This is a genomic window from Streptomyces sp. NPDC048353 (genome assembly GCF_055587165.1).
In genome coordinates, this window is sequence record NZ_JBVJGU010000007.1 from 200,066 (window position 1) to 222,912 (window position 22,847).

Consider the following 22,847-nt stretch of genomic DNA (forward strand, 5'->3'; position numbering starts at 1 on the left):
TCATGGGAAAGACACACGAACACATAGACGGACGACTCCGCGCCTTCATCGAGGCCCAGCCGGTCTTCTTCACCGCGACCGCGCCGCTCGACGGCGAGGGGACCATCAACCTCTCCCCCAAGGGCCTGACGGGCTCCTTCGTCGTCCTCGACGAACGGACCGTGGCCTACCTGGACTTCGCGGGAAGCAACGCCGAGACCGTCGCGCATCTGCGCGAGAACGGCCGCATCACGCTGATGTGGTGCGCCTTCCAGGGACCGCCGAACATCGTCCGTGTCCACGGCCGGGGCGAGCCCGTCTTCCGGGACGACGACCGGTGGGAGGAACTCCTCGGCCACTTCCCCGGCATCGACGTCACCCAGCACGGGCTGCGTGCCGTCATCGTGGTGACGGCCGAGCTGATCCGCGACACCTGCGGGTACGGAGTGCCGTTCATGTCGTACGACGAGGACCGCGACCTGCACGCGAAGCGGTTCGCGCGCGAGGACGACGCCTCGCTGAGCGCGTACTTCGGGAAGAAGGAGCACATCGCCTCCAGCATCGACGGGCTGCCCGGACTGCCCCTCCCGCTGCCGCCGCTCCCCCGCCCGGCCCACTGACGGTGGCGGCGGGCGGGCGGCGCGCCTAGCGTCGCGCCATGCGCACCCTTCTCGCCGTCGGCGCGGCCGTGCTCTCGCTGACCGCCCCCGCCGCCGGGGCCGTGTCACTGCCCGAGCGGATGGCCGACACGGGCGGCGGCTCGCAGCTGATCACGGCCGAGGCCCCCGCCGCCGCGTCCACCACCGGGACCGTCACCTGGTGGGACCGGCGCGGCGGCCGGTGGGTGCGGGCGGGCTCCGCGAGCGCCCGGTTCGGTGCCAACGGGCTGGTCGAGGGGGCCGGGCGCCGGCAGGGGACGAACACGACACCGACGGGGCTGTACGACCTGCCGTACGCCTTCGGCAACGAAGCGCCGCCGCACGGGACCGTCTACCGTTTCGCCCCCGTCACCGAGCGGTCCTGGTGGTGCCAGGACAACGACTCCCGGGCGTACAACCGGTGGGTGGAAGGGCTGCCCCCGGACTGCCGGGCCGCCGAGGCCGAGCACCTCGTCTCGTACGGCTCCCGGTACGCGCACGCCCTGGTCATCGGCTTCAACTACCGCCGTCCCGTGCGCGGGCGGGGCGCCGGGATCTTCCTCCATGTCAACGGGCGGGGCGCGACGGCCGGTTGCGTGTCCGTACCGGCCGACGCGATGCGCCGGATCCTGGCCTGGGCCGATCCGGCGCGGCGCCCGCACATCGCGATCGGAACCCACGGCGGCCGGACGGCGATCACCCGGTACTGACGGGCGGCCGCCGCCGGGCCCGCGTCAGCTCTCCTTCTGCGCCAGCCGCAGCAGGTGGTCGGCGAGGGCCTGGCCGCCCACCGGGTCGCGCGAGATCAGGAGCAGGGTGTCGTCGCCCGCGATCGTGCCGAGGATGGCGTGCAGTTCGGCCTGGTCGATGGCGGAGGCGAGGAACTGGGCGGCCCCCGGCGGGGTCCGCAGCACCACGAGGTTGGCGGAGGCCTCCGCGGAGATCAGCAGCTCGCCGGAGAGGCGCCGCATGCGCTCCTCCTTGGCGGACTCGCCGAGCGGCGCCTGCGGGGTGCGGAAACCGCCCTCGCTGGGCACCGCGTAGATCAGCTCGCCGCCCGTGTTGCGGATCTTCACCGCGCCGAGTTCGTCGAGGTCGCGGGAGAGCGTCGCCTGGGTGACGCTCAGCCCGTCGTCCGCGAGGAGCTTGGCCAGCTGGCTCTGCGAGCGCACCGGCTGCCGGTTGAGGATGTCGACGATCCTGCGGTGGCGTGCGGTACGGGTCTGCGGAACGGACGGCCCTCCGTGCTCGGTTTCCTGCGCGTCGGTCATCGTCGTCTCATTCTCCGGTTCGTCCTTGCCCGTTCACCGCTCCGTCGAGGACGCCCGGCAATGCCTCCAGGAAGGCGTCCACCTCCGCGTCCGTGATGATCAGTGCCGGCATGAGCCGTACGACATCGGGGGCGGGCGCGTTCACCAGAAGGCCTGCGTCCTGAGCCGCCTGCTGCACCTGGGGCGCGAGGGACTCGGTGAGCACGATACCCAGCAGGAGGCCCGCGCCGCGGACGTGGGAGACCAGCGGGTGGTGCAGGCCCTCGATTCCGTCGCGGAGCTTCTCGCCGAGCCGCTTGACCTCGTCGAGGATCCCCTCGCCTGCGAGGGTGTCCAGGACGGCGAGTCCGGCGGCGCAGGCGACCGGGTTGCCCCCGAAGGTGGTCCCGTGATGGCCGGGCCCGAACAGCTCCGCCGCCTCGCCGAAGGCGACGGTCGCACCGAGCGGCAGCCCGCCGCCGAGGCCCTTGGCCAGGGTCACCACGTCCGGGTCGACCCCTTCGTGCGCCTGGTACGCGAACCAGCTGCCGCACCGGCCGACGCCCGTCTGGACCTCGTCCAGGACGAGCAGGGTGCCGGTAGCGCGGGTGATCTCGCGGGCGGCCCTCAGATAGCCCACGGGCGGGACGACGACACCGATCTCGCCCTGGATCGGCTCGATGATCACGAACGCCGTCTCCTCGGTCACCGCGGCCCGCAGCGCCTCCACGTCCCCGTACGGGACGTGGGTGACGTCGCCGGGCAGCGGCAGGAACGGCGTCTGCTTCCCGGGCTGGCCGGTGAGGGCGAGCGCGCCCATCGTCCGGCCGTGGAAGCCGCCCGTGGTGGCGACCATGTGGCTCCGGCCGGTCAGCCGGCCGATCTTGAAGGCGGCTTCGTTGGCCTCGGCCCCGGAGTTGCAGAAGAAGACCCGGCCCGGGCGGCCGAAGAGCTGGAGCAGCCGCTCGGCGAGGGCGACGGGCGGTTCGGCGACGAAGAGGTTGGAGACGTGGCCGAGGGAGGCGATCTGGCGCGACACGGCCTCGACGACCGCCGGGTGGGCGTGGCCGAGCGCGTTGACGGCGATGCCGCCGACGAGGTCGAGGTACTCCTTGCCGTCGGCGTCCCAAACCTTGGCGCCCTCGCCGTGGACCAGGGACAGCTTCGGCGTGCCGTAGTTGTCCATCAGCGCACCCCGCCACCGCCGGGTCAGCTCCGTGTTGGTCATGACTCCCCCTGTCCGTCCGGCACGACCATGGTGCCGATGCCCTCGTCGGTGAAGATCTCCAGCAGGATCGAGTGCTGGACCCGGCCGTCGATCACGCGCGCCGTCGTGACCCCGTTGCGCACCGCGTGGAGACAGCCCCGCATCTTGGGGACCATGCCGCTGGACAGCTCCGGCAGCAGTTTCTCCAGCTGGCTCGCGGTGAGCCGGCTGATGACCTCGTCACTGTTCGGCCAGTCCTCGTAGAGACCCTCGACGTCGGTGAGGACCATCAGGGTTTCGGCGCCAAGCGACGCAGCGAGAGCCGCAGCCGCCGTATCAGCATTGACGTTGTAGACATGTCCGTCGTCCTGGGAACGGGCGATGGAGGAGATGACCGGGATCCGGCCGTCCTCCAGGAGCGCCTTGATGGCGCCGGTCTCGATGGCGGTGATCTCACCGACCCGGCCGATGTCGATCTGCTCGCCGGCGATGACCGGCATGTGCCGGGTGGCCGTGAGGGTGTGCGCGTCCTCGCCGGTCATCCCGACGGCGAACGGCCCGTGCTGGTTGAGCAGCCCGACCAGCTCGCGCTGCACCTGGCCGGCGAGGACCATCCGTACGACGTCCATCGCCTCGGGGGTGGTGACCCGCAGACCGGCCTTGAACTCGCTGACCAGGCCCGCCCGGTCGAGCGCGGCGCTGATCTGCGGGCCGCCGCCGTGCACGACGACGGGCTTGAGGCCGGCGTGACGCAGGAAGACGACGTCCTGGGCGAAGGCCGCCTTCAGATCGTCGTCGATCATGGCGTTGCCGCCGAACTTGATGACGACCGTCTTGCCGTTGTGGCGGGTCAGCCAGGGCAGCGCCTCGATGAGGATCTGCGCCTTGGGCAGGGCGGTGTGCTTCCGGGTACCGGTCATGAGGAGTACGCGCTGTTCTCGTGGACGTAGTCGGCGGTCAGGTCGTTGGCCCAGATCACGGCGGACTCGGAGCCGGCGGCGAGGTCGGCCGTGATGGTGACCTCGCGGTAGCGCATGTCGACGAGGTCGCGGTCCTCGCCGACCGAGCCGTTCCTGCAGACCCAGACGCCGTTGATCGCCACGTCGAGCCGGTCGGGGTCGAAGGCCGCCCGGGTCGTGCCGATGGCGGAGAGGACCCGGCCCCAGTTGGGGTCCTCGCCGTGGATGGCGCACTTGAGGAGGTTGTTGCGGGCGATGGAGCGGCCCACCTCGACGGCGTCGTCCTCGGTCGCCGCGTTGACCACCTCAATACGGATGTCCTTGCTGGCGCCCTCGGCGTCGCCGATGAGCTGGCGGGCGAGGTCGTCGCAGACGGACCGCACGGCGTCGGCGAACTCCTCCTGCGCGGGGGTGATCCCCGAGGCGCCGGAGGCGAGGAGGAGGACGGTGTCGTTGGTGGACATGCAGCCGTCGGAGTCGACCCGGTCGAAGGTCAGCCGGGTGGAGTGGCGCAGGGCCGTGTCGAGGTCCTTGGACGGGACGTCGGCGTCGGTGGTGAGGACGACGAGCATGGTGGCGAGGCCCGGGGCGAGCATGCCGGCGCCCTTGGCCATCCCGCCGACCGTCCAGCCGTCCTTCGTCACGACGGACGTCTTGTGGACGGTGTCGGTGGTCTTGATGGCGATGGCCGCCTTCTCGCCGCCGTGCGCGGAGAGCTCCTTCGCGACCTTCTCGACGCCGGCGAGGACCTTGTCCATGGGGAGCAGGAGTCCGATGAGTCCCGTGGAGGCGACGGCGACCTCACCGGCGCCGGTCTCCGCGCCGGCCGCGGTCAGGACCTCGGCGACCTTCTCGGCGGTCGCGTGGGTGTCCTGGAAGCCCTGGGGGCCCGTACAGGCGTTGGCACCGCCGGAGTTGAGCACGACGGCGGTCAGCTCGCCGTCGGCCAGCACCTGCTGGGACCACAGGACGGGCGCGGCCTTCACACGGTTGGAGGTGAAGACTCCCGCGGCGGCGCGGCGGGGCCCGGTGTTGACCACGAGGGCCAGGTCCGGGTTGCCGTTCTCCTTGATCCCGGCGGCGATGCCCGCCGCCGTGAATCCCTTCGCTGCGGTGACGCTCACGGAGCGACTCCAATCGTGGAAAGTCCGGTGTCCTCGGGAAGCCCGAGGGCGATGTTCATGCTCTGCACCGCGCCGCCGGCGGTGCCCTTGGCGAGATTGTCGATGGCGCTGATCGCGATGATCCGGTGTGCGGCCTCGTCGAAGGCGACCTGGACCTGAACGGCGTTGGAACCGTGGACGGACGCCGTGGCAGGCCACTGGCCCTCGGGGAGCAGGTGGACGAAGAGCTCGTCCGCGTACGCCTTGGCGTACGCGGCGCGCACGGCCTCGGCGGTCACGCCCGGCTTCGCCTTCGCCGAGCAGGTGGCGAGGATGCCGCGGGACATCGGGGCGAGGGTGGGGGTGAAGGACACCCCGACCCGCTCGCCGGCGACCGCGCTGAGGTTCTGGATCATCTCGGGGGTGTGGCGGTGTCCGCCGCCGACGCCGTACGGGGACATCGAGCCCATGACCTCGCTGCCGAGCAGGTGGGGCTTGAGGGCCTTGCCGGCGCCGGAGGTGCCGGTGGCGGCGACGATCACGGCGTCGGGCTCGGCGAGCCCGTCCCCGTAGGCGGGGAAGAGCGCGAGGGAGACGGCGGTGGGGTAGCAACCGGGCACCGCGATGCGCTTGGATCCCTCCAGCGCGGCACGGGCGCCGGGCAGTTCGGGAAGGCCGTACGGCCAGGTCCCGGCGTGCGGGGATCCGTAGAACTTCTCCCAGTCGGCGGCGTCACCGAGCCGGAAGTCGGCGCCCATGTCGACGACGAGGGTGTCCGGCCCGAGCTGCTCGGCGACGGCGGCGGACTGCCCGTGCGGGAGCGCGAGGAAGACGACGTCGTGCCCGACGAGCGAGTCGGCGGTGGTCGGCGCGAGCACCCGGTCGGCGAGCGGCAGGAGGTGCGGCTGCAGCCCACCGAGCCGCTGACCGGCGTTGGAGTGCCCGGTCAGGGTGCCGATCTCGACGTGGGGGTGGGCGAGGAGGAGACGCAGGAGCTCTCCGCCCGCGTATCCGCTCGCGCCTGCCACTGCTGCTCGTACCGTCATCGAAACTCTCCTCCTTGATGGCATGACTATACGCAGACCCGCAGTTTTATGCAAAGCTCGGCCACGGGCCGGGGTCACCAGGTGTCGCCCGGCCCCTGGGGGCGGGGCCGGGGCCTCAGCCCTGGACGGCCTCGACGATCCGCCGGGCGGCCTGCTGGGGCGTGAGGTGCGTGGTGTCGACGACCTCGGCCTCGCCGTGCAGCCAGGTGCGGGCCGCCTCGGCGTAGGGCTCGAGGTACTGGAGTCGGAACGGGGAGTCGGGGCCGGTGACGGTGTCGCCCGCGATGCGCCGGCGCAGGGTGTCCTGATCGGCGTGGAGGACGAAGTGCCGTACGGGAATGGAGTGGTGGGCGAGACCCGCGCTGATCTCGCGCCAGTACGGCTCGACCAGAACGGTCATCGGCATCACCAGCGTGCCGCCGGTGTAGTCGAGGACGCGGCGCGCGGTCTCCACGACGAGGGGCCGCCACGGCGGCCAGTGCTGGAAGTTCTCCGTCGCGGGCAGCCCCGGGGTGATGTCCATGAGCGTCTCGCCGACCTTCTCGGCGTCGAACACGCGTGAGTCGGGGAGCGACCGCTGCACGAGTGCGGCGGTCGTCGTCTTTCCGGCGCCGTGGGTTCCGTTGAGCCATACGATCATGGGACCGAGGCTAGGACGTTTCGACGGCCGGTTCCCGCCCGCCGTCTCATGCGCCGCTCCGTACCGGTCGCCGCAGGAGATAGACCGCGGCGGCGGAGACCAGGACGGCCATGCACGCGATGAAGACCAGGCCGGCGCCCTCCAGGCCGATCGGGTCCGCCAGGAGGCCGACGCCGATCACCGGGACCGAGATGCCCGCGTACGCCACGACGAAGAGGGTGGAGATCACCGCCGCCCTCCGGTCCGGCGGCGACGCCCCGGCGACCGCGGCGAGGGCCCCGCGGAAGGCCAGTCCCTGGCCGGTGCCGCCGACGAGCGCGCTCAGGACCACGAGAGGGAAGAGCTCCCACCGCAGCGCGCCCGCGAGGAGGGCGAGGCCGGCGAGGAGCGCCGCGCAGCCCAGGGGCAGGGCGTGGGTTCCCGTCCGGCCGACCAGCAGCTGTCCGGCGGTCGAGGCGAAGAAGGCGAGGGCGACGACCAGTCCGCTGACGGCGTGGTCGTGCACGTCCAGGGATTGGGCGAGGAACGCCGGGCTGACCGAGGTGAAGACGCCGAAGAGCGCGAAGCCGACGAACGCGGCGGTCGCGGCGGGCGCGAAGACCGCCCGGACCTGCGGGGGAAGGCTGGGCCGCTGCGGCCGGACGGTGCGCGCCGGCCGCCGCTCTCGTACGGTCTCCGGCAGCCGGAGCAGGACCACGGCCGAGACCGCGACCAGGGCGAGGTGCACGGCGAAGGGCAGATAGAGCGGCCAGGGGGCGTACTGCGCCAGCACACCGGCGAGGAGGGGCCCGCAGCCGAGGCCGCCCATGTTGGCGGCCGTCGCGACGAAGGTGGCGCGGGAGGTATCGCCCTTGGGGGCCAGTTCCATCACGTACGCGGTGGCGGCGCCGGTGAACAGGCCGGCGGAGAGACCCGACAGCAGGCGTCCGACGTACAGCCAGCCGAGGCCGGTGGCGCACAGGAAGCAGACCGCGCTGAGCGCCGAGAAGCCCAGCCCCCACAGCAGGACCGGCCGCCTGCCGACCGTGTCCGACGCGTTGCCCGCCAGGAGGAGGACGCCGATGACCCCGAAGGCGTACACGGCGTAGACGACGGTCACGATCAGCTCGGAGAAGCCGAACTTCTCCTGGTAGAGGCCGTAGAGGGGGGTCGGCAGCGTGGTGCCGGCCATGCACACGGCGAACACCGCCCCGCCGAGGGCGCACCGGAGCCTGCCTCGGCGATCAGCGTCCATGCCGCCGACGTTAACCCCGCTCGCCGCGGCCCGCCGCGCGTGGCGTCCCATCGGGGGGCCGGGCCGACCGGCCGGGGTGCTCTCCGGCGGGCTGCTGCTCCCCGACGCGGGACGAGGACCTGTGGCGCGAGGAGTACCAGACCTGGTGGCGCCGGCGTCAAGCGGCGGTCGGGGGGCCGGGGCGGCGGTCGGCGGCTGGCGAGGCTGGGGCGGGCCGGGCGCGGTCTCAGTCGCGGGTCGGCCGCCCGGCGCCCTTCACGGCCCGCAGCACCACGAACTTCGGTTCTCCGGCGACCAGTTCGCAGGAGCCGAAGATGCGGCGCAGGGTCACGTGGTAGCCGAGGTGCCGGTTGCCCACGACCCACAGCTCGCCGCCCGGGCGCAGCACCCGCCGCGCGTCGGTGAACATCCGGCGCGCGGTGCGGTCGGTGGTGGCCTGGTGGCTGTGGAACGGCGGGTTGGCGAGGACGAGGTCCACGGACTCGTCCGCGAGGTCCGCCGTCCCGTCGCCGACCGCGAACGTGGCGGTGCGGTCGGCCCCGAGGTGGGTGCGGAAGTTCTCCTCGGCCGAGGCGACGGCCTGGTACGACTCGTCGGTGAAGACGAGTTCCGCCTCGGGTTCGGCGAGTGCGACGGCGAGGCCGACGACGCCGTTCCCGCAGCCGAGGTCCACGACCCGGGCGCTGCCGAGGTTCCCGGGCAGGTGCCGGAGGAAGAAGCGGGTGCCGATGTCGAGACGGTCGGCGCAGAATACGCCGGCCTGGTTGACGAGGGTCCGGCCGGCGGCGGCCGGGGCGTCGGCGGGGAGTGCGTAGCGGTACGGCCAGGGGTTGGCGCCCCGGTCCAGGCCGGGGTCCGGGGTGCAGAAGATCAGCCGGGCCTTCTTCGCGGCGAGCGAGGTGCGCGTGGGGCCGAGGATGGTCTCGAAGAGCCGGAGCGTGGAGGTGTGGATCTCCTTCACCATGCCGGTTCCGAGGACCACGGTCCCTTCGTGCACGGCGGGCGCCAGTCGGTGCAGCTGGTCCTCCAGGAGCGCGAGGCTCTTGGGGACCCGGACGATCAGCACGTCGACGCGGGCGGGCGGCGGTTCCTGGGTGGTGAGCAGCCGTACCGCGTCCGGGTCGACGCCCGCGCGGGCCAGGTTCTCGGCGGTCGCCCGGCGGCCGAGGTAGGAGTCGCCGACCTGGACGAGCCGGCCGGGGCGTCGGGCGGCGAGCGCGGTGGCGAGGGCGCCCCAGCGGTCGCCGACGACCGCGACCGTGCCGGACAGGTCGACGTCCGTCTCGGCCAGGTGCCGCAGCAGGTATTCGTCGGAGGCGTCCCAGGCGCGGAGGGGGTCGCGCGGGTCCTCGGGAAAGCGGGTGAGCGGGAACGTGCCCCATGACGTGGTCAAACGGTTCATCGTGTTCTCAGGCTAGCCGGTCAGGGGACGGCTCCCCGCCGGAGGCCGCGACCAGCCCGCCCCACAGGGCGGCCAGGAGGCGCTCCGGGGTGGGGGCGTCGGGGAAGCAGGGGTCGGTGGCGAGCGCCGTGACCTCGGGCGCCAGTTCCGCCATGCGGCGCACGGTGGCGGCCCCGCTTCCGGCGGCCAGGACGACGCTGCGGAGGAAGAGGAGGGTGGCGGCGGCCTGCCAGACGGGCTCGGCCGAGAGGCGGGCGCGGGTGGACGGGGAGGGCCGGCCGGTGGCGGTGGCCCAGGGATCGGCGGCCAGGAAGCGGACGGTTCCCACGCCGGTGAACTCGGCCGCGGCCGCGCACATGGAGCACGGCTCCTGCGTGGACCAGAGGGTGTGGGTGTCCAGGTCCCAGCCCGTACGTGCCTGGGCCAGGGCGTTCATCTCGGCGTGGGCGAGCGGGGTGCCGAGCAGGGTGTCCGGGCCCTCGCCGCCCGGGTCGTACGCCCTGTTCCGGCCCTCGGCGACGATCGCGCCGTCGGCGTCGGTGAGGACCGATCCCACGGCCAGGCCCCCGGAGCGCAGGGCGCGGTGGGCGAGGGCGAGGGCGCGCCGGGGCGCCGCCGGAAGGGCCTCCCAGGCGACGGCGAACGCCGGGGCCGGTACGGCTGGGGAGGCGGCGGCCGGGTCGTGCGTCTCGGACATGCCCGCATCCTAGGGAGAGCCCTGAGACGGCGGGGAGAGCAGGCGGTGGAGGGGCGGACGGCGGAGGGGCGGGCGCTACCCCACGGCCGCCTGGAGGTGGAGGTGCCAGAGGCCGGGGCGGCCGGTCAGGGTGACCGTCGAGAGGGGGCGGACGTCGACGTTCCAGTACGTCGCCGGCGGGGCCTTCAGGGCGTACACCAGAGCAGCCCGTACGACGGCGGGTTCGGCGACCGCCACGATGGCGCCGTCGTCGGCCGGGCGGGTGTCGAGCCAGCCTCCCACCCGGGAGATGAAGTCCAGGAGCGTCTCGCCGCCGTGCGGAGCCGTACGCGGGTCGGCGAGCCAGGCGCCGACGGCGGCCGGTTCGAGGGCGGCGACCTCGGCGAGGGTCAGTCCCCGCCAGCGGCCCATGTCGCAGTCGCGCAGGGCGGGCTGGGCGAGCGGGGCGTAGCCGAGGGCCGTGCCGGTGGCCCGGCTGCGGGGCGTCGGCGAGCAGTAGCGGAGCTCTGCCGCGCCCAGGGGGATCAGCGCGTGCGCGGCGAGCTGTACCTCGTACCAGCCGGCCTCGTCGAGCGGCCGGTCGTCGTCGAACCGTTCGGCGAGCAGGGAGGAGCTGCGCGCCGCTGCGACGAGCGTGACCCGTAGACCCATGGCCGCGATCGTGAGGCCGTACGCCTGGCAGGTCAAGGGGTCATATGCGCCGCGTGCGGGGCGCGCCGATCGGGGCGGAAGGGACGCGGGAGGGTCAGTTGAGACCGAGAGCCATCCACATGTCCGGTTCCTGCAGCGGCTCGAAACCGACCTTCCTGTACACACCGTGCGCGTCCGCGGTCGCCAGCATGATGCGGCGCAGGCCGAGCGGCGCCAGGTGGTCGCGGACGGCGGTGACCAGAGCGGTGCCGAGGCCGGTGCCACGGGCGGGCCGGTCGACGTAGACGTCGCAGAGCCAGGCGAAGGTGGTGTGGTCGGTGACGATCCGGGCGTAGGCGGCGATCTCGCCGGTCTCGCGGTGATAGGCGGCGAAGTTGAGCGAACCGGCGATGGCCCGGTCCTGGGTGTCGCGGGGGCGGCCCTGGGCCCAGTAGGTGTCGGTGGAGAGCCAGTGGTGGATCCGTTCGGCGTCGAGCCGGGCGGGGTCGGTGGATATCTCGTAGGCACCGTGCGTGAGGGTGGGCGGCGCAGTGGCGGGATCGGTCATGCGGGAAGGCTTCCAGACGGCGCGGAGGGTTGTCATTCGCCTTTCCGGCGGCCCCCCGGTCGGGGCCTGTGGTCGCGGGGCGGCACGGGGCGGTGACGCCACGGGGCGAGAGGGACGCCACCGGGCCGCGTGGGCGTGGCGGGCGAGGGGGCGTCACCGGGCCGCGTGGGCGTGGCGGGGCGTGTCCTCGTCACGCGGTGAGTTCGTCGACGGCGGCCCGCAGCCGCCGTACCCCCTCCGCGATCTCGGTGGGGCCGGCCACGCCCGCGAAGCTGAGCCGGAGGTGCCCTGCGGGCGGTTCGGCGCAGAAGTAGGGGCGGCCGGGCGCCACGGCCACGCCGGTGCGCAGGGCGGCCGCGTGCAGGGCGGGTTCGGAGAGGCCGCCGGGGAGGCGGAGCCAGAGGTGGTACCCGCCGGCGGGGACGTGGGGCAGGGCCAGTTCGGGGAGGTGGCGGACGACGGCGGCGGTCATCGTGTCGCGGCGGCTCTTCAACTCCTGGGACACCGCGCGCAGATGACGGTTCCAGGCGGGCGAGCCGACGAGTTCGAGGGCGGCTTCCTGGAGGGGGCGGGGGACGAAGAAGCTGTCGACGACCTGGATGGCGCGGAGCCGTTCCAGGACGGGGCCGCGCGCGGCCAGGGCGCCCACGCGCAGGCTCGGGGAGGTGGCCTTGGTGAGCGAGCAGACGTGGACGACGACGCCGTCGGGGTCCTCGGCGGCCAGCGGCGCGGGCAGCGGGCCGGCGTCCTCGTGGACGAGCCGGCGGGCGAAGTCGTCCTCGATGACGAAGGCTCCGGCCGCGCGCGCGATCCGGACGACCTCGCCGCGCCGTTCGCCCCGCAGGACGGCGCCGGTGGGGTTCTGGAAGAGCGGCTGGCAGACGAGGACCCGGGCTCCGGTGGCCCGGAAGGCGGCTTCGAGCAGTTCGGGGCGGACGCCGTCGGCGTCGGCGGGGACCGGGACGGGCCGCAGGCCGGAGGCGCGGGCGACCGCGAGCATGCCCGGGTAGGTGGGCGACTCGACGAGGACGGGGCTGCCGGGCGGGGCGAGGGCCCGCAGGGCGGTGGTGATCGCGGACTGGCCGCCGGCGGTGACGAGGACCTCGGCCGCGGTGACGGTGCCGCCGATCTCGCGGGCGAACCACTGGCGGAGCTCGGGCAGGCCGTCGGTGGGCGGCCGGCCCCAGGCGCCGGGCCGCCGGCCCGCGCGGGCCAGGGCGGCGGCCATGGCCCGCTCCGGCTGGAGCGAGGGGTGGAGGTATCCGCCGTTGAACTCGACGACCCCCGGGGGCGGCGGGGAGAGGGTGACCAGCACGCCCGAGGCGTCGACGGCGCGGGGCACGAGCTCGGTGGCGGTGTCCGCGCTGAGCGTGACCTCCTGCCAGGAGGTGTCGCCGGTGACGGGGGCCGGTGGGCGGGGCTCCGCGCGGAAGGCGCCGGCTCCCGGGCGGGTGACGACCAGGCCTTCGGCGGCGAGCTGGGCGAGGGCGCGGGTGACGGTCACCGGCGAGACGCGGTAGCGCTCCACCAGCGCCCGACTCGACGGCAGCTTTCCGCCGGGTGAGTAGCGGTTCAGCTCGGCCCTCAGGGAGTTCGCCAGGTCACCCACACTGCTACGCTCATGCATGAGAGCACAGAATAGCGCTACCGACGCCGGACGGATAGCGGTTCGCACCTCCCCGCAGGCCACCGCCGATCCCGCCTCCGGGAGGCTCGCCGCCGGGTCCCCCGCCGCGCGACGTGCCGCCGGCCCCGCCCCGGCCTCCCGCTCCGGGAGCCCCGCCGCCGACGCCTCCCCGCGGCCCCGTGGCACGCTCCTCGCCGCGCTGGGCGTGGTCGCCTTCTCGCTGACCTTCCCCTCCACCGCCTGGGGTCTGGAGAGCTTCGGCCCATGGTCCCTGGTCGCCCTGCGCTCCACCCTCGCCGCGCTCATCGCGGGCGCCTTCCTGCTGGCGAGGCGGGTACCGCTGCCCGAGCGGCGCCACTGGGCCGGCCTCGCCGTCGTCGCCGGCGGGGTGGTCGTCGGCTTCCCGCTCCTCACCTCGCTCGCCCTGCAGACCTCGACCACCTCCCACGCCGCGGTGGTCGTGGGACTGCTCCCGCTCACCACGGCCGTGTTCGCCGCCGTCCGCACCGGCCGCCGGCCCTCCCGTACGTTCTGGATCGCGGCCCTCTCCGGAGCGGCCGTCGTCATCGCCTTCACGCTCCAGCAGAGCGGCGGCGCCCTCTCCACAGGAGACCTCTACCTCTTCGGTGCGCTGCTCGTCTGCGCCGCCGGCTACACCGAGGGCGGCCGGCTCGCCCGGACCATGCCCGGCTGGCAGGTCATCGGCTGGGCCTTGATCCTCTGCCTGCCGCTGATGGCGGTCGGCTCGGTCGTGGCCCTCTCCCTCGAACCGGTGCGGCTGACCGCCCACGGCGTCATCGGCCTGGTGTGGGTGGCGGCCGGTTCGACCTTCTTCGGCCTGTACGTCTGGTACCGGGGCATGGCCGCCATCGGCATCCCCAAGGCCAGCCAGCTGCAGCTCGCCCAGCCGCTGCTGACCCTGGTGTGGTCGGTGTCCCTGCTCGGCGAGCGGCTCGCCCCGGCCGCCCCTCTCGCCGCCGGAGCGGTCCTGGTCTGCATCGCGGTGACCCAGCGCGCGAAGGGGTGACCCGGCGGGCGGAAAGCGGCCGACAGGACAGCGGAGGGTGCCGCGCGACACAATGGCGGACAGAGGCTCCACCGTGGAGCGGCTCCGGGCCGCCCGGAAGACGCGGACGGCCCGCAGGACCCGGACAACGCGGAAGACGGCCGCGAGGAGGCCCTCCGATGCAGGCGAGCGTGGGCGACACACTGCTGGTGCACGGCCGGACCGTCGGCAAGCACGACCGTACGGCCGAGATCACGGAGGTACTGGGGGAGAACGGCACTCCCCCGTACCGCGTGCGATTCGACGACGGACACGAGGCCCTGATGTCACCGGGCCCCGACTCCGTCGTACGTCACGACGAGAAGAGCTGAGACCCTCCGGCATTCAGGGCCGGCGTGCAGAGCCGGCGTTCAGAGTCGGTATGCGCAGCCGGCGCTCAGGGCGCGGGCGCGGCGGACGCGCCCCGCTCGGGGTAGTGGTCGCGCACCACGGCGGTCATCGCCCCGAGGGGGTCCGCCGCGACCTCCTTCGCCGAGAAGAAGCAGTGTCCGCCGACGGCGGCGTACCGCCCGGCGAGCGTCAGATGGCGGGACAGCTCCCCCGGGTCCTGCCAGGCGGACGGCTGCCCTGAGGCACCGCACTTGTACAGCGCCTCCCCGACGTAGAGACCGACGCCGGTGCCCCGCACCACCGCGTCCCACCAGGGGAGCGCCTTGGCGTAGTCGACGGCCTCGTGGCCGATGTGCCAGTACAGCTGCGGGATCACATGGTCGATCCAGCCCTCCCTGATCCACTTCCGAGTGTCGGCGTGCAGGTCGTCGTACGTCTGCACGCCTCCGCGGGTGTCCGAGCCCTCCGGGTCGGTGGCGGCGTTGCGCCAGACCCCGAAGGGGCTGATCCCGAAGGCGACGCCTTCCCTGGTCTCCCTGATCCGCGCGGAAGTCTCGGAGACCAGCAGGTCGATGTTGTTCCGCCGCCAGGCGGCCTTGTCCGGGAAGTCCCCGCCGTACCTTTCGTACGCCGGGTCGTCGGGGAACTCCTCGCCCGCCACCGGGTACGGGTAGAAGTAGTCGTCCCAGTGCACGGCGTCGACGGCGTAGCGGCGCACGGCGTCCAGCATCGCGTCCTGGACGAAGCGGCGGACCTCGGGGCGGCCGGGGTCGTAGAACAGCTTCCCGCCGTAGGGGAGCACCCAGTCGGGGTGCCGCCGGGCCGGATGGCCGGCCGCCAGCCGTGACGGGTCCGTGTGATGCGCCACACGGTACGGGTTGAACCAGGCGTGCAGCTCCAGACCGCGCCGGTGGGCCTCCTCGACGGCCGTGCCGAGGGGGTCCCAGCCCGGGTCACGGCCCTGGACCCCCGTCAGACACTGCGCCCAGGGCTCGTGCGGCGAGGGCCACAACGCGTCGGCGCTCGGCCGGACCTGGAGCACGACGGTGTTCAGCCGCCGCTCGACGGCCGTGTCGAGGTGGGCGAGGAGCTCCGCCCGCTGCCGGTCGGCGCTCAGGCCGCTCCGGGAGGGCCAGTCGCGGTTCGCGATCGTGGCGATCCACATGCCGCGGAACTCCCCCGACCGGCCCGCCGCTGACCCTCTTCTCCCGTTACGTCCCATACGTCACCCCTCCGGTGTCGGACACGTCACACGTGCGCGGGCAGAGCATGCCCGCCCCGGACGATCGATCATCCGCTCAACCGGAGTAACGTCGTGGGGTCGAGGCGGACGCACCGGAATCACACGGGGCCCGCCGCCAGTGAAGAGCGAAAGGCACGAGGTGACGGACTCCATGGCCGACATTGAGCGCGTCGGAGTGGTGGGCTGCGGCCAGATGGGCGCGGGCATCGCGGAGGTGTGTGCCCGCAGCGGTCTCGAGGTGATGGTCGCCGAGACCACCGGCGAGGCGCTGGAGATCGGCCGCACGCGGCTCTACAACTCGCTGGCCAAGGCCGCCGAACGCGGCAAGATCAGCGAGGAGGAGCGCGACGCCACGCTGGCGCGGCTCAGCTTCACCACCGACCTGGGCGAGTTCGCCGACCGGGACCTCGTCATCGAGGCCGTGGTCGAGAACGAGCAGGTCAAGACCGAGATCTTCCAGGTGCTCGACCAGGTGGTGACCCGGCAGGACGCGATCCTGGCGTCCAACACCTCCTCGATCCCCCTGGTGAAGCTGGCCGTGGCGACCTCGCGGCCCGACCAGGTCATCGGCATCCACTTCTTCAACCCGGCCCCGGTGCAGAAGCTCGTCGAGCTGATCCCGGCCCTCACCACCTCCGAGGGCACGATCAGCCGCGCCCAGGCGATGGTGGAGAAGGTGCTGGGCAAGCACGCCATCCGCGCCCAGGACCGTTCGGGCTTCGTGGTGAACGCGCTGCTGATCCCGTACCTCCTCTCGGCGATCCGGATGTTCGAGTCCGGGATCGCGAGCCGTGAGGACATCGACAACGGCATGGAGCTGGGCTGCGCCCACCCGATGGGGCCGCTGAAGCTGTCCGACCTCATCGGTCTGGACACCGTCGCCTCGGTCGCGGACTCGATGTACGCGGAGTTCAAGGAGCCGCTGTACGCCGCTCCCCCGCTGCTGCAGCGGATGGTGGACGCGGGCCGGCTCGGCCGCAAGACCGGTTCGGGCTTCTACCCGTACCCCTGAGCCCCCGGGGCCCGCGAACGGCCCCGCCGCACCCCCTGGCCCGCGCTCGGCCGAACGGCCCGTACACCGCACAGGTACGGGCCGTTCGGCCGTCCCGGGTCCCCGCGCGCCGGGCTGACGGCCCCAGCGCGCGGGCCCCGGGACCCGCGCGCGGGCGGTCAGCCGAGGCGCAGGTGGTGCAGCATCAGCAGCCCGGCGGCCATGTTGGCGGCCGGGACCTCGCCCCTGGCGATCATGTCGGGGACGAGCTTGAGCGGTATCCACGCACGGCGCGAGGACTCGAAGTCGTCCTCGGGCGGGCCGATGTACGTGGCGTGCTCGGCCCAGTAGAGGTGGTGCCGGGCGTCGGTGAGGCCGTTGGACGGCTCCACCGTGAGCAGATGGCGCAGGGGGCCGGGGCGCCAGCCCGTCTCCTCCTCCATCTCGCGGGCGGCGGCGGCCTCGGGGTCCTCGCCGTCCTCGACGACACCGGCGGCCAGCTCCCAGCCCCAGCTGTCGGTGATGAAGCGGTGGCGCCAGAGCATCAGTACCTCGTTGGCCTCGTTGACGGCGGTCGCGACGGCGACCGGCCGGAGCCGGATCAGATAGTGGTCGAGGCGGCGGCCGTCCGGGAGTTCGACGTCCGCGAGGTTCACCCGGAACCAGCGGTTCTCATACACCGATTGTTCGCTTAGTTTCGTCCACTGCACGTTTCTGCCACCTTCCGATTGGTCGGTGGCAATATGGCAGCAGGCGGGACCTCACAGCGGAACGCGTAGGGCCCCATCGATGAGTTCCGCCGCCTCCCGCGCGTCCGCGCCGTCGCTCGCGAGGAGGTGCTCCCGCACCAGCCGCAGCCGGTCGCGCAGCCGCTGGGACTCCATCCCCCGCGCCCCCTCCGTCATCTCCCGCGCCGTCCGCGCCGCCTGGTCGGCCTCCCCCTGGCGCAACTCGATCTGGCACAGCATCGCCAGCCGGTGCACCCTCCCCCGGTCGTGGGCGGGAGTCCCCACCGCCGCCTGCGCGTGCTCCCGCGCCGCCGGGAGATCACCCAGACTGAGCAGCGCCTCGGCGACCTGCACATTGACGAGCCCGGGCTGGACATAGCCGGTCTCGGCCGGCTCGTGCACCGGACAGATCCGCTCCGCCTCCGCCTCCGCCCGCCGTATGCACGCCAACGCCGCCGCCCCGTCGCCGAGATGGGCGTACGCCTTCGCCTGCATCGCGGAGAGATCGGCGGCCAGCGCCGGAGTGATCCGGCGTCCGGCCGACCGCAGCGCCGCCTCGGCGAACGCCACCGCCTGCCGGTACTCCCCCATGAACAGCGACTGGTTGACGAGCAGCGCGACCACATAGGCGCCGAGCCCCCGGTCGCCGCTCGCCTTCGCCAGCCGCAGCGCCTGATGGAAATAGCGCTGGGCGAGCCCGAGCGCGTCGGAGTCGTACGCGCAGATCCCGGCCACCGCCACCAGCCCACCCGTCGCCCGGTGCAGCTCCCGGCCGAGACCGTCGCTGTACGCACCGCGCAGCAGCGGCGCGGTCGCGGAGTTGAGGAAGCCGACGATCCGCACGCGGGTCGCGACACCGCCCGCCTTGCGGTACATCTGCTCGTAGTGCGCGCGGGCCGCGCGGAGCATCGTGATGTCGGCCATCGAGACGCGTGTCGGCCCGTCGCGGGAGACGTCGGCGTCCTCCGGCGGGTTCTCCCACTCCCACACCGGCATCACCGCTGGCGTACCGGTGACGGCCGGCGCCCCGAGCAGATGCGTCCGCTGCTGTTCGTCGGAGCGCCACAGGGCGGCGGCCCGCTCCACGAAGCCCGAGAGCGGCGAGCCGTGGGACGGGGCGGCGGCGCCGGGCACACCGAGTCCGATGTCGTCGAGGGTGACCGCGCGGCGCAGCCGGACCGCCAGCACCTCGCAGATCAGGTCGGGCACCTGCCCGCGCGGCCGCTGGCCCTTCAACCACCGGGCGACGGCGGTGTGTTCGTAGCGCAGGGCCAGACCCCGGGCGCGGCCCGCCCGGTTCACCTGGGCGGCCAGGCCGGCGTGGGACATGCCCGCCTCGTCCAGGACGGCGTCGAGCAGGGTGTTGGGCAGCATGGGCCCCTCCGGTGGCTCAGTGGCGCTCAGATTAGTGGAGGGCGGTTTCGCACGGGGTGTGAATGAAGTGCCCGTTTCTCCCGTCCGCGTACTCTGCCGCCGTACGTCCCGGACCGGTTGACTGATCGTCTCGCCGCAAGGCGACCGGGCCGCCGACTCCCCCTCTGGCAAGTGCGGCGGCCCGCCCGCGCCGCCCGCCCCGCCGATCTGCCCGACACTCCGTGGCGGGGCGGGTGGCGCCGGCCCACCGAACCCTCCTCCCGCCGGGTGCTCACCGGTGGGAGGAGGGCGCGGGCCGGGTACGGCGCAGCCCGGGTTCGGCGGGCTGCGCCGGCACCCGGGCACGGTCGTCGCGGACGACCGACAGGACCATGTCGTCGACGAGTCGGCCGCGGGTGCGCCGGAGCAGGGCGCTCCGCGCACGCCGGAGGGGGCCGCCCCGGTGCGTGGTGCACCAGGGCGGCCCCCTCCGGGGGTGGTTCGCCGTCAGGCGCCGCGCAGGGTGGCGCCCGTGCGTTCGGCGGCGAGGGAGACCGCCGCGTCGCGGGCGGCGGTGGCCTCCTCGACGGTGAGGGTGCGGTCCGTGGCGCGGAACTTCAGGGCGTACGCCAGGGACTTGCGGCCCTCGCCGAGCTGGTCGCCGGTGTAGACGTCGAACAGGCGGATGGCCTCCAGGAGTTCACCGGCGCCCTCGCGCAGCGCGGTCTCGACCGTGGCGGCCGGGACGGCGGTGTCAACGACCAGGGCGACGTCCTGGGTGGCGACCGGGAAGGAGGAGATCCGGGGGGCCTTCAGCGGGCCCTCGGACGCCCGCTCCAGCAGGTCCAGGTCGATCTCCATCGCGCAGCTGCGCGCCGGCAGACCGAACGCCTTCACCACGCGCGGGTGGAGCTCGCCGGCGTGGCCGACGAGGACCTTCTCGCCGTCCACCTCGACGTGGAACGCGGCGCAGCGGCCCGGGTGCCACGGGGCGTGCCGGTCGGCGCTGATGATCAGCTCGACCCCCGCCTCGGCGGCCACGGTCCGGCCGGCCTCGACCGCGTCGGCCCAGTCGGACGGACGGCCCTTGCCCCACCAGCCGGCCTGCTCGCGCGCGCCGGTGAGGACGACGGCGGCGCGGCGCGGCTGCGCGGGCAACGCGGCGTTGACCTCGGCGATCTCCTCCTCGGTGGGGCGGCGGTCGACGGGCAGCCGGACGGCGACGCCGGGCTCACCCTCGGGGCGGAAGACCGTACCGGTCTCGAAGAGCGCCAGGTCGTGGCTGCCCCGGCTGTCGTTCCGGCGGAGCGCGGCGAGCAGACCCGGGAGCAGGGTCGTGCGGAGCGCGGGCTCCTCGTCCGAGATCGGGTTCACCAGCTTCACGAGGCGGCGACGGGCGTCGTCCGCGTCGAGACCGAGGTGGTCGAGGGCCTGCTCCCCGATGAAGGGGTAGTTCAGCGCCTCGACGTAGCCGGCGCCGGCCAGGGCGCGGCCCACCCGGCGGTGGGTGCGCTGGCGCTCGGTGAGCCCGCGGCCGGCCGGCGGCTTGGGCAGCGTGGAGGGCAGGTTCTCGTACCCCTCCAGGCGGATGACCTCTTCGGCGAGGTCGTTCGGCTCGTTCAGGTCGGGGCGCCACGTCGGGACGGTGACGACCAGCTCGTCCTGGCCGTAGACGTCGCAGCCGATCTCCTGGAGGCGGCGGACGACGGTCTCGCGGCCGTAGCCCACGCCCGCCACCCGGTCCGGGTGGTCCGCCGGCATGGTGACCGTGCGGGGCGCGGACGGTGCCAGGATCTCCGTGACGCCGGCCTCGGCGGTGCCGCCCGCGAGGAGCACGAGCAGGTCGACGGTCCGCTGCGCGGCGGCGGCCGCCGCCTGCGGGTCGACGCCGCGCTCGAAGCGCTTGGACGCCTCGGAGGCCAGCTTGTGGCGGCGGGCCGTGCGGGCGATGGAGATCGGGTCGAAGTGCGCGGCCTCGATGACGACCTCGGTGGTGGCGCCCGCCTCGTCCGCGTGGTCGGCGATCTCGGTGTCGGCGCCGCCCATGACGCCCGCGATGCCGATCGGCCCGCGGCTGTCGGTGATGACCAGGTCGGCGCCGTCGAGGACGCGCACGGCGCCGTCGAGGGTGGTGATCTTCTCGCCGTGCTCGGCGCGGCGGACCCCGATGGGCCCGTCGAGCCGGGTGCGGTCGTAGGCGTGCAGGGGCTGGCCGAGCTCGAGCATCACGTAGTTGGTGATGTCGACGGCGAGCGAGATCGGACGCATGCCCGCCTTCTGCAGACGACGCTGCATCCAGATCGGCGTACGCGCCTCCGGCTCCAGGCCGACGACGGTGCGCGCGGTGAAGCGGTCGCAGCCGATCGGGTCGGCGATCTGCACGGGGTAGCCGTACGAGTTCGGCGCGGGCACGTCGAGGAGCGCCGGGTCGCGCAGCGGCAGGCCGTAGGCGATGGCGGCCTCGCGGGCGACGCCGCGCATCGAGAGGCAGTAGCCGCGGTCGGGCGTGACGGCGATGTCGAGGACCTCGTCGTACAGCTCCAGGAGGACGGTGGCGTCGATGCCGATCTCGTGCTCCGGCGGCAGCACGATGATGCCGTGGGTGCCGTCGTCGCCCATGCCCAGCTCGTCGCCGGAGCAGATCATGCCGCGGGAGACCCGACCGTACGTCTTGCGCTCGGCGATCCGGAAGTCACCGGGGAGCACGGCGCCGGGCAGGGCCACGACGACCTTGTCGCCCTCGGCGAAGTTCCGGGCGCCGCAGATGATCTCCTGCGGCTCGCCGGTTCCGTTGGCCTGGCCGACGTCGACGGTGCAGAAGCGGATGGGCTTCTTGAACTCCGTCAGCTCCTCGATGGTGAGGACCTTGCCGACCACCAGCGGGCCGGTCAGTCCGTCGCCGAGCCGCTCGACGGTCTCGACCTCGAGTCCTGCCGAGATGAGCTTGGCCTGGACGTCACGTCCGGTCTCCGTCGCCGGCAGGTCGACGTACTCCCGCAGCCAAGAAAGCGGGACCCGCATCAGATCTCCATCCCGAACGGCCGGGTGAACCGGACGTCACCCTCGACCATGTCTCGCATGTCATCGACGTTGTGGCGGAACATCAGCATCCGCTCGATTCCGAACCCGAAGGCGAAGCCGCTGTACTTCTCCGGGTCGACACCGCAGGCGACGAGCACCTTGGGGTTGACCATCCCGCAGCCGCCCAGCTCGATCCAGCCCTCGCTGCCGCAGGTGCGGCAGGGCCGGTCGGCGTTGCCGACGGACTCGCCGCGGCAGACGTAGCAGAGCATGTCCATCTCGGCGGACGGCTCGGTGAACGGGAAGAAGTTCGGGCGGAGCCGGGTCTTCATGTCGGGCCCGAAGAGCGCCTGGACCATGTGGTCGAGGGTGCCCTTGAGGTCGGCCATGGTCAGGCCCTCGTCGACGGCGAGCAGCTCGATCTGGTGGAAGACCGGGGTGTGCGTGGCGTCCAGCTCGTCGGTGCGGTAGACCCGGCCGGGGCAGACGACGTAGACCGGGGGCTCCCGGTCGATGAGCGTGCGGGCCTGCACCGGGGAGGTGTGGGTGCGCAGCACGACACCGGACTCGTCGCCGGTGGTCCCCTCGGGGCCCTGGACGAAGAAGGTGTCCTGCATCTGGCGCGCCGGGTGGTCCGGCACGAAGTTGAGGGCGTCGAAGTTGAACCACTCCGCCTCGGCCTCGGGGCCTTCGGCGACCTCGTACCCCATGGAGACGAAGACGTCGGCGACCCGCTCCATGAGCGTGGTCAGGGGGTGGCGGGCGCCGGCCGGGGTGCGGTCGTACGGCAGGGTGACGTCGACGGCCTCCTCGACGAGGACGCGGGCGTCGCGCTCGGCCTCGAGCTCCGCCTGGCGGGCGGCGAGGGCCTTGGAGACGACGCCGCGGGCCTGGCCCACGAGCTTGCCGGCCGCGGCCTTGGCCTGCGGCGGCAGGGCGCCGATCTCACGGTTGGCCAGCGCGAGCGGCGAGGTGCCACCGGTGTGCGCGGTCTTCGCGTGTGCGAGCGCGTCGAGGTCACCCGCGGCGGCGAAGGCGGCGAGCGCCTCGTCCCGCATGCGCTCGATCTCTTCCGGTTTCAAGGCCTCGACCTCGACCGGGTCGTACGACTTATTGGGTGCGGACATCTCTTCCC

21 protein-coding genes and 1 pseudogene are annotated in these 22,847 nt (G+C 73.4%); 5 read left to right on the top strand and 17 right to left on the bottom strand.

What is annotated here, in order from left to right:
• Positions 1-2 precede the first annotated feature (2 nt).
• Both ACZ6RC_RS25060 and ACZ6RC_RS25065 read left to right on the top strand, forming a co-directional pair.
• On the top strand, positions 3-599 hold the full coding sequence (locus ACZ6RC_RS25060) for a pyridoxamine 5'-phosphate oxidase family protein (protein WP_391144909.1): 597 nt from the start codon (positions 3-5) through the stop codon (positions 597-599).
• A 38-nt stretch (positions 600-637) separates the two neighbouring features.
• The gene (locus ACZ6RC_RS25065; protein ID WP_469587106.1) at positions 638-1,327 is read left to right on the top strand and encodes a L,D-transpeptidase family protein; all 690 of its coding nucleotides are present in this window, start codon (positions 638-640) and stop codon (positions 1,325-1,327) included.
• A 24-nt stretch (positions 1,328-1,351) separates the two neighbouring features.
• Here ACZ6RC_RS25065 and ACZ6RC_RS25070 read toward each other — a convergent pair whose 3' ends face one another.
• The 12 genes from ACZ6RC_RS25070 to ACZ6RC_RS25125 form a co-directional block, all read right to left on the bottom strand.
• Positions 1,352-1,888 (bottom strand): arginine repressor, encoded by a 537-nt coding sequence (locus ACZ6RC_RS25070; RefSeq protein WP_391144903.1) that lies wholly within the window; start codon positions 1,886-1,888, stop codon positions 1,352-1,354.
• Positions 1,889-1,895: 7 nt separating this feature from the next.
• Positions 1,896-3,095 carry an acetylornithine transaminase gene (locus ACZ6RC_RS25075; protein WP_469587110.1) on the bottom strand — a complete coding sequence of 400 codons (1,200 nt, stop codon included), beginning with the start codon at positions 3,093-3,095 and terminating at the stop codon, positions 1,896-1,898.
• Positions 3,092-3,994, bottom strand: coding sequence for an acetylglutamate kinase (argB, locus tag ACZ6RC_RS25080; protein ID WP_391144900.1), 903 nt, complete (start codon positions 3,992-3,994; stop codon positions 3,092-3,094). Before argB ends, ACZ6RC_RS25075 begins: the two co-directional genes overlap by 4 nt.
• Complete coding sequence (gene argJ / locus ACZ6RC_RS25085; protein ID WP_469587114.1) at positions 3,991-5,157, bottom strand: bifunctional glutamate N-acetyltransferase/amino-acid acetyltransferase ArgJ; 1,167 nt, start codon at positions 5,155-5,157, stop codon at positions 3,991-3,993. Before argJ ends, argB begins: the two co-directional genes overlap by 4 nt.
• Positions 5,154-6,182: an N-acetyl-gamma-glutamyl-phosphate reductase gene (argC, locus tag ACZ6RC_RS25090; protein WP_469587117.1), complete on the bottom strand. Its 1,029-nt coding sequence runs from the start codon at positions 6,180-6,182 to the stop codon at positions 5,154-5,156. Before argC ends, argJ begins: the two co-directional genes overlap by 4 nt.
• A 115-nt stretch (positions 6,183-6,297) precedes the next feature.
• Positions 6,298-6,822, bottom strand: coding sequence for an AAA family ATPase (locus tag ACZ6RC_RS25095; protein WP_469587120.1), 525 nt, complete (start codon positions 6,820-6,822; stop codon positions 6,298-6,300).
• 46 nt (positions 6,823-6,868) lie between these two features.
• Complete coding sequence (locus ACZ6RC_RS25100; RefSeq protein WP_453618177.1) at positions 6,869-8,056, bottom strand: MFS transporter; 1,188 nt, start codon at positions 8,054-8,056, stop codon at positions 6,869-6,871.
• Positions 8,057-8,282: 226 nt separating this feature from the next.
• Positions 8,283-9,458, bottom strand: a complete 1,176-nt coding sequence (locus ACZ6RC_RS25105) for a methyltransferase (RefSeq protein WP_469587124.1) — start codon at positions 9,456-9,458, stop codon at positions 8,283-8,285.
• A gap of 7 nt (positions 9,459-9,465) precedes the next feature.
• Positions 9,466-10,155 (bottom strand): nucleoside deaminase, encoded by a 690-nt coding sequence (locus ACZ6RC_RS25110; RefSeq protein ID WP_469587127.1) that lies wholly within the window; start codon positions 10,153-10,155, stop codon positions 9,466-9,468.
• A gap of 75 nt (positions 10,156-10,230) precedes the next feature.
• The gene (locus tag ACZ6RC_RS25115; protein WP_391144883.1) at positions 10,231-10,806 is read right to left on the bottom strand and encodes a histidine phosphatase family protein; all 576 of its coding nucleotides are present in this window, start codon (positions 10,804-10,806) and stop codon (positions 10,231-10,233) included.
• Between the two features lie 94 nt (positions 10,807-10,900).
• Positions 10,901-11,353 carry a GNAT family N-acetyltransferase gene (locus tag ACZ6RC_RS25120; protein WP_391144881.1) on the bottom strand — a complete coding sequence of 151 codons (453 nt, stop codon included), beginning with the start codon at positions 11,351-11,353 and terminating at the stop codon, positions 10,901-10,903.
• 190 nt (positions 11,354-11,543) lie between these two features.
• Entirely contained in the window at positions 11,544-12,980 is a 1,437-nt protein-coding gene (locus ACZ6RC_RS25125; protein ID WP_453618184.1) for an aminotransferase-like domain-containing protein, read from the bottom strand.
• Here ACZ6RC_RS25125 and ACZ6RC_RS25130 point away from each other — a divergent pair.
• Positions 12,979-14,007 carry a DMT family transporter gene (locus ACZ6RC_RS25130; RefSeq protein WP_469587132.1) on the top strand — a complete coding sequence of 343 codons (1,029 nt, stop codon included), beginning with the start codon at positions 12,979-12,981 and terminating at the stop codon, positions 14,005-14,007. The two genes, ACZ6RC_RS25125 and ACZ6RC_RS25130, sit on opposite strands and share 2 nt — an antisense overlap.
• A gap of 158 nt (positions 14,008-14,165) precedes the next feature.
• Complete coding sequence (locus tag ACZ6RC_RS25135; protein ID WP_453618187.1) at positions 14,166-14,357, top strand: DUF1918 domain-containing protein; 192 nt, start codon at positions 14,166-14,168, stop codon at positions 14,355-14,357.
• A 92-nt stretch (positions 14,358-14,449) separates the two neighbouring features.
• Here the strand turns inward: ACZ6RC_RS25135 and ACZ6RC_RS25140 are convergent.
• Positions 14,450-15,556 (bottom strand): annotated as a pseudogene (locus tag ACZ6RC_RS25140) (glycoside hydrolase family 10-like protein); the annotation flags it as partial.
• A gap of 214 nt (positions 15,557-15,770) precedes the next feature.
• Between ACZ6RC_RS25140 and ACZ6RC_RS25145 the strand changes: the two are divergent.
• Positions 15,771-16,631, top strand: coding sequence for a 3-hydroxybutyryl-CoA dehydrogenase (locus tag ACZ6RC_RS25145; protein ID WP_391144870.1), 861 nt, complete (start codon positions 15,771-15,773; stop codon positions 16,629-16,631).
• A gap of 158 nt (positions 16,632-16,789) precedes the next feature.
• On the opposite strand, the gene ACZ6RC_RS25150 is transcribed toward ACZ6RC_RS25145, so the two are convergent.
• The 4 genes from ACZ6RC_RS25150 to pheS all read right to left on the bottom strand — a co-directional run bounded on the left by ACZ6RC_RS25150 (position 16,790) and on the right by pheS (position 22,839).
• Complete coding sequence (locus tag ACZ6RC_RS25150) at positions 16,790-17,320, bottom strand: NUDIX hydrolase (RefSeq protein WP_469587136.1); 531 nt, start codon at positions 17,318-17,320, stop codon at positions 16,790-16,792.
• 51 nt (positions 17,321-17,371) lie between these two features.
• On the bottom strand, positions 17,372-18,712 hold the full coding sequence (locus tag ACZ6RC_RS25155; RefSeq protein WP_469587139.1) for a transcriptional regulator: 1,341 nt from the start codon (positions 18,710-18,712) through the stop codon (positions 17,372-17,374).
• Positions 18,713-19,198: 486 nt separating this feature from the next.
• Entirely contained in the window at positions 19,199-21,712 is a 2,514-nt protein-coding gene (gene pheT / locus ACZ6RC_RS25160; protein ID WP_391144864.1) for a phenylalanine--tRNA ligase subunit beta, read from the bottom strand.
• The gene (gene pheS / locus ACZ6RC_RS25165) at positions 21,712-22,839 is read right to left on the bottom strand and encodes a phenylalanine--tRNA ligase subunit alpha (protein WP_391144861.1); all 1,128 of its coding nucleotides are present in this window, start codon (positions 22,837-22,839) and stop codon (positions 21,712-21,714) included. The genes pheT and pheS overlap by 1 nt, the downstream gene beginning before the upstream one ends.
• Between the last annotated feature and the right edge of the window lie 8 nt (positions 22,840-22,847).

Bases quoted from the DNA above. Each gene is read 5' to 3' on its own strand.
- ACZ6RC_RS25060 (WP_391144909.1), top strand. From the start codon at position 3: ATGGGAAAGACACACGAACACATAGACGGACGACTCCGCGCCTTCATC.
- ACZ6RC_RS25065 (WP_469587106.1), top strand. From the start codon at position 638: ATGCGCACCCTTCTCGCCGTCGGCGCGGCCGTGCTCTCGCTGACCGCC.
- ACZ6RC_RS25070 (WP_391144903.1), bottom strand. From the start codon at position 1,888: ATGACCGACGCGCAGGAAACCGAGCACGGAGGGCCGTCCGTTCCGCAG.
- ACZ6RC_RS25075 (WP_469587110.1), bottom strand. From the start codon at position 3,095: ATGACCAACACGGAGCTGACCCGGCGGTGGCGGGGTGCGCTGATGGAC.
- argB (WP_391144900.1), bottom strand. From the start codon at position 3,994: ATGACCGGTACCCGGAAGCACACCGCCCTGCCCAAGGCGCAGATCCTC.
- argC (WP_469587117.1), bottom strand. From the start codon at position 6,182: ATGACGGTACGAGCAGCAGTGGCAGGCGCGAGCGGATACGCGGGCGGA.
- ACZ6RC_RS25095 (WP_469587120.1), bottom strand. From the start codon at position 6,822: ATGATCGTATGGCTCAACGGAACCCACGGCGCCGGAAAGACGACGACC.
- ACZ6RC_RS25100 (WP_453618177.1), bottom strand. From the start codon at position 8,056: ATGGACGCTGATCGCCGAGGCAGGCTCCGGTGCGCCCTCGGCGGGGCG.
- ACZ6RC_RS25105 (WP_469587124.1), bottom strand. From the start codon at position 9,458: ATGAACCGTTTGACCACGTCATGGGGCACGTTCCCGCTCACCCGCTTT.
- ACZ6RC_RS25110 (WP_469587127.1), bottom strand. From the start codon at position 10,155: ATGTCCGAGACGCACGACCCGGCCGCCGCCTCCCCAGCCGTACCGGCC.
- ACZ6RC_RS25115 (WP_391144883.1), bottom strand. From the start codon at position 10,806: ATGGGTCTACGGGTCACGCTCGTCGCAGCGGCGCGCAGCTCCTCCCTG.
- ACZ6RC_RS25120 (WP_391144881.1), bottom strand. From the start codon at position 11,353: ATGACCGATCCCGCCACTGCGCCGCCCACCCTCACGCACGGTGCCTAC.
- ACZ6RC_RS25130 (WP_469587132.1), top strand. From the start codon at position 12,979: ATGAGAGCACAGAATAGCGCTACCGACGCCGGACGGATAGCGGTTCGC.
- ACZ6RC_RS25125 (WP_453618184.1), bottom strand. From the start codon at position 12,980: ATGCATGAGCGTAGCAGTGTGGGTGACCTGGCGAACTCCCTGAGGGCC.
- ACZ6RC_RS25135 (WP_453618187.1), top strand. From the start codon at position 14,166: ATGCAGGCGAGCGTGGGCGACACACTGCTGGTGCACGGCCGGACCGTC.
- ACZ6RC_RS25145 (WP_391144870.1), top strand. From the start codon at position 15,771: ATGGCCGACATTGAGCGCGTCGGAGTGGTGGGCTGCGGCCAGATGGGC.
- ACZ6RC_RS25155 (WP_469587139.1), bottom strand. From the start codon at position 18,712: ATGCTGCCCAACACCCTGCTCGACGCCGTCCTGGACGAGGCGGGCATG.
- pheT (WP_391144864.1), bottom strand. From the start codon at position 21,712: ATGCGGGTCCCGCTTTCTTGGCTGCGGGAGTACGTCGACCTGCCGGCG.
- pheS (WP_391144861.1), bottom strand. From the start codon at position 22,839: ATGTCCGCACCCAATAAGTCGTACGACCCGGTCGAGGTCGAGGCCTTG.